Source organism: Micromonospora sp. CA-240977, assembly GCF_050942285.1.
GTDB lineage: Bacteria > Actinomycetota > Actinomycetes > Mycobacteriales > Micromonosporaceae > Micromonospora.
Genome location: NZ_CP192055.1, coordinates 2,968,395 through 2,981,468 on the forward strand (window position 1 = coordinate 2,968,395; position 13,074 = coordinate 2,981,468).

Below are 13,074 nucleotides of genomic sequence, written 5' to 3' on the forward strand. Positions count from 1 at the left end.
GTGGTCCTTGGATCGGATCCGGCCTGCTCAGAATGCAGGGATACCCAGCCAGGGCCCGCTGGAGGCGCCGGCTGGTACGCGCGTCGAGGCGGGGGGTCCGATGGCCAACGAGGTTCCCGCCCTGGATCCCGGGCAGTTCGACGTCGCCGCCATCGGGAAGCTGGCGCGCAATGTGAACATGTTCCGGGGTGACCTCAACTATCCACAGAACCTCGTTCAACTGCCCGGCGTACCCGGCGACGACACGCTCGCGGTCGGTGTCGCCCTGCAGTACCGGAGCAATGTCAGCGACCAGGTCGACCAGTGGAACCTCGACGCGCCCACGGGGATCGTCGGCCTCGGCTGGTATCTCGCCTGGGACCGCATCGAGGCCTGCGACGCCGGGTCGGTCAGCGCCACCCCCCGGTACGTCTTGTGGTCCGGTGGCGTCTCCAACGCCCTGGTGCCGGACACGACGCCCTGGCTGCGGGCACAGCTCGACCAGGGGACCGTCGGCGCGCTCACCGACGGCCCGGTGTCGGCCGAGGTGGTCGCGGCGTTCGCGGCCCAGTGCCTGCCGCTCGACGTGGCGGCGACCGTCACCGGCGATTCCACGGCGGGCTGGACGATCACCGATCCCACCTGGGAGCGGGTCTTCGCCGTGGCGGCGACCGCCAGTGGTGGGGACGTCTTTGACGGCGGGCTGCGCCACCAGACGCAGGACTACCTGTTCTGGCAGATCTCCTACTACCCCCAGTACGAGAAGTGGGAGCTGACCACCGACTCCGCCGAGGTGCGCACGTTCGGTGGCGGGCTCGGCCTGACCGCGCAGGGCTACGCGACAAGTACCGGAAACAGCGTCGAGTGGGCGGTCAAGTGGGGTGGGCCGGCGGGCACCTGGACCGGGCCGTCGACCGTCGCCGCGGGTCAGGCGCAGTACGCCCGCGCGTGGAACCTCAGTACCCGGCGGGACCGCTGGGGGTCGTCCGTCGCCTACGCGTACAACGAATTCCCGCGCGACGCGGACGGCCTGCTGGGCAACAACGCCGAGCAACAGGTCGGTGCCGGGCTGCCCTACACCAAGGCGGTCTACCCGACAAGCGTCACCAGCGTCGCCGGTCAGGTCGTGGCCTTCCGATACGGCGCCAAGACCTTCACCGCCGAGGCGCAGGAGTACCTCGATCCCCACAAGCAGCTCGTCCCGGCTGACGCGCCGGAAACCCCGCCGGTGAACCTCGGTGCCCCCAACGCCTACCAGGACCGCTACCAGACGCTGTACCTGCAGGGCGCCGACGTCCTGGCGGCCAGCGGTGACGTGCTCTTCGCGATCGAGCTGACGTACACCGCGCCTCGGGTGGTCTCGACGACGCCGCCCGACCTCACGGTCACCGCCGCCAAGCGCTACCTCGCCGGCGTCACCGAGCGCAACGCCTACGGCGTGAGCCTGCCCGGCTACGCCTTCACCTACTACCTCGACGCGGCGGACTCTCCCAACGTCGGCGCGCTGTGCTCCATCACCTACCCCCAGGGGGCCGTCGCCACCTGGTCCTACGCCGCGTCATGTCTGGACATCTGTGACCGGGCGACACCGGAGATCGCGCCACCGAGCGTGCTCGGCGAGGGCGCGACACCGATGGTCTGGAGCGGTTCCGACTACGTCGTGTCGCTGTGGTTGAACGCCGCCCGGACGATGGCGACGCTGGACGTGTACACCTGGCTCGGCCGCTGGTCGGCCTGGTGTGGCGGCACGGTCTACGACGATCCGGCGTGCCCCCTCGACACCAACCAGGCGCAGCTCGTCACGGCCGTCGACACGTTCGCGCTGGCACTTGCCACCCAGGCCGGTACGAGCGCCGTCACGCTCTACAGCCGGACGCCCCGGCAACCGGACCAGTGGAGCGTCACCTGCGTGCCGGCGTTGGCGGGCCAGGTCAGCCTGACCGCGGGCGACGGGTTCGTCGCCGCCGTCCTGACGACCTCGCTGTCGTACCAGCTCTACCGGTGGGCGTGGGACTGGCGTTGCGGGTGGACCGGGCTGGACGGGCCGGTGCGCACCGGGTCGGCGCCGCTGTTCGCGCTCGGCCACGCCGAGTGCCTGCTCGTCGCCGGCACGTCGACGACCGGTACCGACCTGTCGCTGTGCTGGCTCGACGCGACATCGACCTGGCAGGACGGCGGCGAGGTCGCCCTGCCGTACCAGGTCGACTTCAACGACGACTATCTCGTGCTCTGGGACGCCGGCCCGTCGCTGGTCGCGCTGTCGTTCGCCGAAGGCCAGCTCGGCACCACCTACGGTGTGCAGCTTGTGCGCTGGGATCTCGGCTACCAGTTCGTCGACACCGCGTACGTCGGCGGGTTGGCGGGGGAGCCGATCGACGACCAGCAACCGGTGTCCTGGCCGCCGCCACCGGTCGTGGTGGACGGGGCGTTCGTCGCCGCGCGGCAGCACCTGTTCCGATTCGACTCCGGCACTTGGTACACCGCCGACTTCGCCACGTCCATGCAGGGTTACGGATGGCTGGCGTTCGCCTACGGCGACGACGTCGCGGTCCAGGTCGCCAACGACGACACCGACGCGGTGACCGGCGTGCTGGCCTACGACCCGGACGGCGGCGGTTTCCCCGACCAGCCGACGCCGGTCTGCACCCCACTGCCGTCGGGCGGCACGGTCGCGGACCAGGGCTGGCCGTCCGCGTCGGGCGGCGACTTCATCGTCGCCCGCAACGCCGTCTACTACCGGGGTACGTCGACCACCTGGACCGACTCGGTGCAACAGCCGGTCTTCGAGCTGACCTCGACCTCGCAGCTCGCCGCCGACGTCGACTCCCTGAGCATCGTCAACCAGGCGCCGTCCTACCTCGCCTATCTGGTCACCGACGCGGCCGAGCCCGCGAACGACGCGGTCCAGCTCCTCGTGTTGCGCAACGGCGGCGTGCTCCAACCCCTGCCGGACGTGCTGGCCGGCTCGGCGTACTACGTACCGGGGGTGTCCCCGGGCGGCCCGAACGGTCAGCTCCCGACCGGGCCACTCTCCCTGGTGGCCTACGCGGCCAACGAGGGTGGCTTCGGCGAGGCGGCCTGCTACCAAGTGTTCCGCTACGCCGGGCAGGCGATGAGCGGGCCGGTCACCGACTACCCGGTCAGCGCACTCACCATCACCGACGGCTTCGGCGCCAGCTACTCGACCGCCTACGAGTTCGACGCCGCGACCGCCACCTGCGACCCGAGCGGGCAGGTGGTGAAGTACTACCGCTCGGCGGTGTACGACGGCGCTGCCGACCCGGCGACGTCGACGTACGGCCGCACCGTCTTCTCATACCTCAACGGGACCGTCCCCGGGTCGACCGAACTGCTCTTCGACGGGCTGCTCCAGCAGACCGTCGTCTTCGCCGGCGGATTCGCCTTCGCCACCGACTTCGATCCGGCCCTCGGGCTCGACCCGGACGCGTCCCCCGGCCCGCCGGAGCCGATCTCGGCGGGGCTGCTCCAGGCGTTCTCGGCCGGCGGAATCACAGTGAGCGACACGGCGACGGTGCAGTACCTGCAGGTCGACGGCGGGTACCGGTTCTGGTCGGTGAACGACCCGACCCGCGCCGCCATCTACAACATCGACTACACCGGCGCGCCGGATCCGTCGGACGCGGTACGCGTCTTCACCGGCGCGGCGGTGCAGAGCAGCACCACGGCCTGGACCCTGTTCGCCACCCGCAGCTCGTCGCCGGGGCAGGACGCGTCGTGCCTGCCCCTCTACGGCGGCTACGTGCGGCCGGAGACGGTGGTGCAACGGCGCGACGGGGTGCCGATGGCCACCGTCTTCGACTACGTGCCTCCCGGCCTGCCGGCCCCGTTCGCCGGCGCCGTGCTGGGGCGCTGCTGGCAGCTCACCTCGGTCGACGGGACCGTCGAGACTCATCTTGAGCAACGCGTGTACGGCCACCAGGTCTATCCGGCGCTGCTCGCGGCGAACCTGCTGAAACCGGTCGTGGCCGCGTGGGAGACGGTCGCCGCGGGCGGGGCCGACCCGGTCACGGCCAGCTCGACGGCGACCATCTGGTCCGCCTGGCCGCAGCCCGGGACCGGAGTGCTACTCCCTGTCGCGGCCCAGCAGTGGGCGTGGACCGGCGACCCGTCCGGCCAGGACACCGGGATCTTCCCGTTCGACGGCACCCCCGATCCGGCGTACTGGCAGAGCACCAGCACCGCGACGGTGGTGAGCGGACGCGGGGTCGTCCTGGAGTCGACCGACCCGGCCGGCACCGGCCACGCCACCCTGATGTCGGCAGACGGATTGCTCGACGTCGCGCACGTCGCGAACGCGAGCTTCGCGGCCGGCCAGGCGGCCTACAGCGGTTTCGAACCCTACGAGGACCTGACCGCCTGGTCGCTCAGCGGCGGGGCGGCCTGCGACCTGACCGACGCGCACACCGGCTCGGGCAGCCTGTCGCTGCCCGGCACGGGCGCCGGCGCGACCCTCGCGCCGCTGACCCCCCGCGCCGGCGACACCTACGTCTTCACCGCCTGGTGCAGGACCGATCCCGGCTTCGCGCCGGGCGACTCCGGCTGGACACTGACCGTCGCGGCGGACGGCACCTCCACGACGGTCAGCCTGCCGTTCCCGGACACCGGCGGCGCCTGGTCGTTGCAGTCCGTGCCGGTCACCGTGCCGGCCTCCAGCGGCGAGGTCACGCTCACCGTCTCGGTCGCCAACACCACAGCGGTGCGGGTACGGGTGGACGACCTCACCCTGACGCCGCTGACCGCGCAGCTCGTCGCCCAGACCTACGACCCGACGAGTCGGCTCTCTTCGTCCCGGCTCGACCGGGCCGGCCACACCTGGCACACGATCCGCGACACCTTCCTGCGCCACATCGGCGGGACCACCTCGTCCGGCATGCCGTCGGCCATGCAACTGACCTACCTGTCCCGGCAGGGCAACCCGTCCGGCTTCGCCGCGGCCGACCCGAACGCCTCGCTGGCGCTGCGATGCCTGGTCGGCGGCAGCTACCAGACCTTCCGCGACGGGACCGGCTGGCAGGCCGACTGGACGCCCTCGGACGCTGCGGCGTTCGTCGCCACCGACGGCGTGCTCGTGCACGCCTCGACCGCGCAGAGCGACACCCTCAGCTACGCGTCGCCGCTGGGCCCGACGTACGCCGTGCACGTCGAACTGGCCCCGCTCGACGGCGGCCCGCTCGACCTCACCGACGACTTCGCGATGACCGTCGGCGACGCCGTAGCGGTCACCTTCGACCACGCCACCGGCCAGTGGGGGCTCACCCTCGACGGCACGCCCATCACCGCCCTCGCCACCGTGCCGGGCCCGCCGACCTGGTGCCTGCTCACCCTGGTCGGCGGCCAACTGCTCTTCCACGCCGACGGTCAGCTGCTCTTCGCCGAGCAAACGGGGGCACCGGGCGCGCCGGCCATCGTCACCGGGAGCAACGCGCTCGGCCTCGCCAACCTCGTGATCCTCGACGGCCCGGCACTGCGGCTCAAGCACAGCGACGCGACCGGAACCGCCCGCCTGGAGCACCTGCTCACCGACGAGGAATACCTGGTCACCCAGTCGATCTGCGACGGCCGGGCCCGGCGGATCGTGCGCACCCAACCGGCGCCGGGGCTCTTCGGCAGCGGCGCGTCGCTGCCCGTGCTGGTCTACCGACCCGGCCTCGTCGATACGACCGACTTCCTCGCCGGACTCGACGGCGCCGCGACGATGACCGGGGACGTCTCCGACTGGTACGACGGGACGAACGACACCGACGACGGCGGCTACCCGTACCGGCGCTGGGTGCTCGAGCCGTCGCCGCTCGCCCGCCAGGTCGAACTCGGTTTCCCGGGCGCCGACCAGGCGATCGTCGACCTCGGCTCGACCACGCCGGCGAGCCGCCCGACTGTGCAGTTCGGCTACGGCTCCAACTCCGGGCCCCTGCCCTACGGCCTGGACCCACCGGACGCGACGGTGCAGGTCGTCACGCGGACCAGCCAGGCGAAGACGACGATGACCAAGCTGCTCGACGCGGCCCGTCACCCCGTCGGCCGGTTCACCCCCGGCACCGGGGACGTCGCGCTCGACACGACCGTGCCGAGCTACGGCAACGGCACGGTCTCCAGCACCCGGGCGCTGCCCGACGCGTACGCGTTCGACGATCCAGCCCAGTCGCTCGTGCGCCAGGAGAACGCGGTCGGGCAACTGGTCCAGGAGTCCGGACCGGACACGGGCACGATCCGCTACCTGTTCGACCGGGGCGGGCGGGTGCGCTTCGTCCAGGACGCCGCCGCGGCGGCCGCCGGGCTGGTCGGGTACCACACCTGGGACGCGCTCGGCCGCCGCCTGTCGACCGGCACCGTCACGTTCGACTGGACGCCCGCGACCACCGCCGAACTCCAGCAGTACGCCGAGGATCCGGCCTGGCCGCAGGACCAGACGCAGCTCTCGTACCAGGAGACCCGGACCTGGACCTACGACGGCGACGGCACCGATCCGACGGCGTTGGGCCAACTCGTCGGCACAGTGGCGGTCACCGACGCGGGCGGCTCGTCATACCAGGTCGCCGAGTCCTACGGGTGGGCGTCGGCCGGGGTGCTCGCGAGCCGGACGGTGACGGTGACCCGGGACGGCGCGACGCTCGGCACCTTCACCACCACCTACGAGTTCGACAACCAGGGGCGGATCACCGGGATCGGCTATCCGAACGGCGCCGACACCGGGCTGACCGGTGTCGGCTACACCTACGACGGCCGGGACAACGTACTGACCGTCGCCGACGTCGAGGGCGTCCCCTTCGTCACGTACACCTACAACCCGCTCGGGCGACCGGTCACCCACACCTACGGCGAACTGCCCGCCGGCTCGGCCGCGTACGACCCGGTCGGCCGGCTCAGCTCCTTTGGCGTACAGACCGACGGCGCGGCCTTCTCACTCGCGCTCGCCTACGACCCCGACAGCAACCCCACCCTGCTGGCCGAGACGACGACCGGTGGCGGCGTCGACGACGCCGCGACCGTGGCCTACCGCTACGACCCGTTGCGACAACTGCTCTGCGCCGACGACGTGAACGCGAACCGGTCCGTCGACGTGGGCTACGTCGACGCGGAGGGCCGCAGCGACTGGAACGGCAACGTGCAGTCCCTCGCCACCGGGGGCACCGCCCCGGCCTGTTTCACCTACACCCCGGGCACGAACCAGCTCGCCTCGGTGACCCCCGGCAGCGGTTCGCCCACGACGTACACCTACCAGCCGAACGGGTTGCTCGCGGCACGCGACGGCGACGGCACCGGTCTCACCCTGACCTACCTGGACACGACGGCCCTGCCCGCCTGCGTCAGCAGCGACCAGACCGGGAAGTCGGTGACCTTCGCCTACGACGTGAACGGTCACCGCCGGGTGAAGCAGAGCAGCGGCGAGAGCGCGCCGACGCTCTACGTGCACGCCGGCGTCCCCGGCCCGATGCTCACCGTCGACGCGTCCGGGGTGTCGACCGCCTGGGTGTACGGCCCGACCGGCCTGGTCGCGATGGCGCGGAGCGGCCAGCGATACTCGGTGGTCACCGACTACCTGCGGTCACCCCGACTCGTCCTCGACGCCAGCGGGGCGCTTGTCGCGGCGTACTCCTTCGACGTGTTCGGCCGTCAGGTGCTCGCGCACGAACCGGCGCCCGGCTTCCTCCCGATGCTCTTCACCGGCCAGGAGTTCGACGCCGAGACCGGCCTGTACGCGTTCCCGGCCCGGCTCTACGACCCGTCGATCGCCCGGTTCCTCAACCCCGACCCGGCGGGCCAGTACGCCAGCCCCTACGTGTACGCGGGCAACCAGCCGACGCTGCTGACCGACCCGACCGGCCAGCTGACGGCCCTGGGGGAGAGCGCCATCGAGATGGGCCTCATCCTGGCCGTCCTGGCCACCGTGGTCGTCAGCGCCGGCGCATCCGCGGCGTTGGTGCCGGCGGTGATGGCCGCCGAGGGGATCCTCGCCGCGACCGCCACCGGGGCCGGTATCGGTGCCGTCGGCGGTGCGGTGATGGGTGGGGCGGGTGCCGGCTTCTTCTACAGCGTGGAGACGCCGCCGGGGCTGTGGAACGCGAAGACGTTCGGCGAGGAGCTCGGGGCCGGCGCCATGGCCGGCTTCGTCGGTGGCTTCCTCACCGGCGGCATCTCCACCTACTTCACCGCCGGTCTGCCGGGCGTCGTCGCGGCGGCCGAGGCTCCGGAGCAGGCCGCCGCCGCGCCCGTGGCGGCAGCGCCGCCGCCGGACGGGGGTGCCGACGACATCGAGGAGGTGGCGCCGGCCCAGGACGACCATCCGGCGGCGGCGCACGATCCGGACGCCGCAGCACCCCAGGAGGAGGCCCCGGTCCCGGCCCGTCCGGCGTCCCGCGCCGAAAACGCCTGGGCCTACGCCCGGCCGCGGCTGCTACCGAACCTCGGCGCCGGGGTCGTCGGCGGGACGGCGCAGGGTGCGACGAAACAGTTGCTGACCAATGCCTTCGCGCGGGTGCCGCCCGCCACGGGCATGACCGTCGGGGTCCTCCAGTACGCCGGCTTCAGCGCCGTGACCTCCCTGCTCGGCGTCGCGGCCGCCGCCGGCGAAGAGGCGTTCGCCCCGGTCGCCAGCTTGAAGTCCGCGTGGCGCGCCGACCCGTTCCAGATCATGGTGCCGGCCGCCGGCCTCGCCGCCGTGTCGATGCCGGTCCCGTTGGGCCTCTTCCTCGGCTACACCGACCTGCGGTACCGCACCTGACCCGATTCCATCCAGCCCCGCCAGGGGCGGCGACCTGTCGAGGAGCAGCCTTGGCCCATCTCAGTGTCCGAACCCAGGCGATGTCGGACGCGAACCCGTTCGCCTCACCGATCGTGTTCGACTTCAGCCAGGACGTCGGCGACGGCGAGCAGATCCTGGCGTACGCCACCGCGATGAGCGGCTTCACCCTCAACTATCAGACCAACTCGCTCTACTGGGCGGAGGAGGCGGGCGCGATCGGAGTGTCCCTCACCCCCAACCTGGTCGGCACCGTCCTCGGCATCGGCGGCAACGTCATGCTGACCGACTACGACGGTGACAGCGCCCTCGATCCACCCACGTCGGACAGCGGCCCGGGCAGCGTCGCCCAGGTGAGCGCGCTCGCGGTGATCGGCACGCCGCTCACCCAGCCGCCGGTCTGTGCCACGGCGTACGGGGTGAACTCCGGTCAGGACTCGTCGCCCATCCCCATCGGCGACAACACCACGAGCCTTGCCTTCATGGCCGGGTTCTCCGTCGCCGCGAGCGAGGGCACCGGCGAGATCGGCGGCCTCACGCTCACCTCCAGCGTCGGCTCTCCGGTGGGGGACCAGGTGACCGTCACCGGCGGTGTCGGCCTGACGGACTTCTCGACCACCGGCACTGTCGACGTCGGGCTGCTTTCCTACGGCCCTGACCTCGTCGGCTTCGCCGTGCAGGCGGCGGCCCCGACCTGGGGCGCTCCGAACGGGCAGCAGGGCATGAGCGGAACGTTCAGCGTCGACTTCACCATCCCGTCGGGCTGCTCCAGCATCACGCAGGCCGCGCTCCTGCTCCAGGACGTCACCGTCGTCTACGACGACACCGCCGAGTTCCAACTGATCCAGGCGATGCAGACGGGCGACCTGAGCATCGACGGCGGCACCGTCTCCGGAACCTTCGTCCTGAACATGTACAACCCGGATGCCACCGCCCACCACTACATCTCCGCCGACAGCACCACCACGATGTCCGTCATCGCCCAGTTCGCCTGACCGGAGGCCGTAGTGTCGATCGCCATCCAGACCAACACGATCACCGGCAACGGCTCGGCGACGTTCACGTTCCCGGACACCATCGGCGCGTACGCGTACGCGTTGCAGCAGTTCAACCTGCAGACACTGCAAATCGGGACGGTCATCCAGCGGATCGGCCTCGCGTTGCGTCCCCGCGACAACACCGGCGTCGGCACGACCTCGCTCATCCTCGACCAGCAACTGCTCCTCGACCAGGTCGACCTCGACCAGTCGTGGGCCGAGGTCGCGGTCATCGCCTGGCTCGGAGCCACCAACCCGCCGGGCCTGTTCCTGCAGAACCAGAACGGCATCACGGTCGACCAGATGGCGTCGACCATGTCGTCGCCGGTGTCCACCGGCCTCCCACCGCAGTACGCCGTCGCGGCGCTCGCCGGCTTCTCCTACCAGTTCGCCGAGGACGACTCAGACTTCCTCGGGATCGGCGCCGGGGCGGGGGCCACCCCGAACCCGTACGCGTCGACCCCCGGCGTGTCGGTGGTCGGATCTGGCATCTGGACCGGCGACTCGGCCTTCTCCGGCACCGTCGACGCGGCCCTCATCGCGACGACCGGAGACGATCTCGGTCTCGGTCTCGGGTACCTGCCCAACCCGGCGTGGGGTACGAACGTCGTCGACCAGTTGCCGGGCCTCAACGGTGCGCCGGTGGGCGCGGCGGCCTTCCTCATCCAGTCCTTCTTCTGCCAGTTCTGCATCGACGCCGTCCAGCACGGCACCCCCGACTTCTCGCAGCTGACGACAGGTGTCCCGGCGAGCGTGGTGCAGCTGAACGTGCCGTCAGACGGCAATGTCAGCTTCCGGTCCGTGCAGCAGCTCTGCGGCGCCATCATCGAAGACGCGCCGTTCATCTTCTCGGCCGAGAATCTGGCCGCCAATTACCTGGTCGCCGAGACCACGTCGAGTTAGAAGACCATGTTGCGAATCAACTTCGACCTGCCGCTCGTAGCCGTGGGACATGGACTGCCGTGGCCGGTCGCCGTTGCTGGGGCCCATCAGCTCAACGTTGCTATTGCCCGGTGTCCGAAGCCGCTGCATCCGTCGTGCGAGTGCCCCGCGCGCCGGTCGTTGCGGGACAGCATCGAAAGCACGCCGTCACGTGAGGTCCCGCTGACGGTTGCTGACCGAGGAAGGGCTGCCACAGATTCGGTCAGCAGGCGTGCCATAAGGCCAGCGGGAGGCGGTGGCAGGGCCAGCGAGGGCGATCAGACTGGCGGTGTTCTGGGTGGGATCCCCGGTTACCCCCCGAAAACCCCGCTCAATCGGTTCAAATCCCCGCCGGTCCGCTCTTAATCCGCTGATCCGAAGCAGTCGAAGACTGCCTGGGCGCCAAGCGGTCGACCACCGAACCGGTGCTTGCCGTTCCACTCGATCGTCCGTTCGAATGAATCCCCTACGCAAAAGTGCAGGCGACCGCCCATGCGCAAGTTGCCGGGACGCCACAGCCGAAGTGGAAGGTGGTCGACGAGCCAGGCGAGCACGGCGAGACTATAGCTGACGTGGCGTGGAGTGCCGAGCGACTCACTGAGTGACGATCGGTACGAGCAGCGGCGGACGTCCACGGACTTCGGTCGAAGGTATCCGCAGCTGGATTCCTAAGGCAGACCAGTTCAGCGAGCCGCGTTGGTTGCCGGGGGGCAGGCTGCGGGTCGATGACCGGCGGGTGCTCAACGCGATCGTGTGGAAGTTCCGCTCCAACCGCAAGCAGCGCCTCCTGCGCTCACCAAGGCTGTGAATTGATGGTGACGGGCTGGCAGCAGTGCCAGAACGGCGCTATTCGCGGCCGACCCAGGTTGCGACGCATGCCTCGTTGCCCTCGGGGTCAGCCAGTACCCACCACATCGGCGCGTGCGCTTCGGAGACGAGGTGGCCGCCCGCGGCCAAGGCGGCGGCGATGCGGGCCTCGGCTTGATCGTGCGGGACGGCGATATCGAGGTGCATGCGGTTGCGTTGTGGACGCGCCGCTTCCATTTTCTGCAACCCGAAGCCTGGGCCGCGGCGTGCCGGGTCGGCCAGGTAGTTATCGCCGATCTCGCGGTAACCGAGCAGCGCCCGCCAGAATGGCAGTACCTTCGCGCTGACGAGTACGTCGAGGGTGACGTTGATGAGCTGCACGGCGGTCGGGTCGGCGGGAATGTTCAGTGCCCTGGCCGCGGCCGAAATCCGCCGGGCCAGCCCGATGTCGCGCCGAGACAGGGACACTGTGACGCCGGCGTGGCGCAGGTCGACGGTGAGGTACCGCTGCTCGGCTTCGCTGGCGAGTTGACCGATCTCATGGACGAGCGCGATGCCTTCGGCCAGCGAACCGGTCCGGAAATAGGCCGAGACCACGTGGTAGAGGGACCGCCAGTCCTCGACACCGTCGGCCTCGTGGAACTGCCCGGCGGTGATCTGCACAGTCATGCTGGCGAGGCTAACATCGGCGACGTGGGCCGCCCCTTCGACCGAGCGGTCCGCATCTAGTCCGCAATAGGTCGACTGGCAACGCCGATGTGATAGTGCATCCTCCGTCGACTGATGCGCGACATCCGTCCGCCAACTGATCTGCGACACCTTCGCGCGCTGATAGCGGTGGAAGACGATGTCCGCATCGATCAGTAGAGCCACCGGTCGAGCACCCCGGGCCAGAAGTGGGTTGTATGGTCGCCGTCCCCGAACGCGGGCGGGTCAAGGTCCCTGATGCGTTCCAACAGGTCGGCGAGCTCCGCGAGCGCTTGCTCTTCGGCCTGTCCGTCCTCGTCCCAGCGGTCGATGACTGTTGAGCTGGTCAGCCAGCTACCAACCATGTGCAGCGAACACAGCCACTGGATGATCGTTGAGTTGACGAACGCGGCGCTGCCGTCGGGCGACCATATTTGCACCTCACCTGTCCCCGGCGCGGCACCGTACACCCAGCGCGCGTTGTCGTCGGAGTTCGCCAACCGGTACATCGTTGGCTCCGCGTCGAATGACACCGCACTGACGAGGTCATCGATCAGCGGTACACCACAGGAGACCAGCGCGGCCTTCTGCTGCTCGGGAAGCCGCCACGTCGCCACGTCCAGCTCGGTGGCACGCACCACCCGCCCGGTACCAGCCCAGGCTGTGACCGCTTCGAACCCAGGAGGCAACGGAAGATCATCGACAGGCATGCCGATGAGGGTAGTCCGGGCAAGCTCTCACGTAGCGGGAAGCCGGGGCCGCCGTAGACGGCAATGGCGAGAGTGGCTGAGGTTCGGCAATCCACCTTGGAGGCCACGACTGACGAGTACGACGACAGCCGAGTCAAAGTGCCAGACCTTCAGCATCCCGACCGCTTGACAGCGC

General features: G+C 70.3%; 5 protein-coding genes. 3 read left to right on the forward strand and 2 right to left on the reverse strand.

Annotated elements, in window-relative coordinates; genetic code table 11:
* Positions 1-100: 100 nt before the first annotated feature.
* Genes ACQPWW_RS13735 through ACQPWW_RS13745 form a run of 3 tightly spaced genes read left to right on the forward strand, consistent with a single transcriptional unit; the run spans position 101 to position 10,677 of the window.
* On the forward strand, positions 101-8,719 hold the full coding sequence (locus ACQPWW_RS13735) for an RHS repeat domain-containing protein (protein WP_433132646.1): 8,619 nt from the start codon (positions 101-103) through the stop codon (positions 8,717-8,719).
* Between the two features lie 50 nt (positions 8,720-8,769).
* Positions 8,770-9,732 (forward strand): hypothetical protein, encoded by a 963-nt coding sequence (locus tag ACQPWW_RS13740; RefSeq protein ID WP_433132648.1) that lies wholly within the window; start codon positions 8,770-8,772, stop codon positions 9,730-9,732.
* Positions 9,733-9,744: 12 nt separating this feature from the next.
* Positions 9,745-10,677, forward strand: coding sequence for a hypothetical protein (locus ACQPWW_RS13745; RefSeq protein ID WP_433132650.1), 933 nt, complete (start codon positions 9,745-9,747; stop codon positions 10,675-10,677).
* Between the two features lie 864 nt (positions 10,678-11,541).
* Here the strand turns inward: ACQPWW_RS13745 and ACQPWW_RS13750 are convergent.
* Both ACQPWW_RS13750 and ACQPWW_RS13755 read right to left on the reverse strand, forming a co-directional pair.
* Positions 11,542-12,375, reverse strand: coding sequence for a VOC family protein (locus tag ACQPWW_RS13750; RefSeq protein ID WP_433132652.1), 834 nt, complete (start codon positions 12,373-12,375; stop codon positions 11,542-11,544).
* On the reverse strand, positions 12,363-12,899 hold the full coding sequence (locus ACQPWW_RS13755; protein ID WP_433132654.1) for an SUKH-4 family immunity protein: 537 nt from the start codon (positions 12,897-12,899) through the stop codon (positions 12,363-12,365). The genes ACQPWW_RS13750 and ACQPWW_RS13755 overlap by 13 nt, the downstream gene beginning before the upstream one ends.
* Positions 12,900-13,074: the final 175 nt, after the last annotated feature.

Excerpts from the sequence above, each read along its gene's own strand:
- ACQPWW_RS13755 (WP_433132654.1), bottom strand. The coding sequence starts at position 12,899 with ATGCCTGTCGATGATCTTCCGTTGCCTCCTGGGTTCGAAGCGGTCACA.
- ACQPWW_RS13735 (WP_433132646.1), top strand. The coding sequence starts at position 101 with ATGGCCAACGAGGTTCCCGCCCTGGATCCCGGGCAGTTCGACGTCGCC.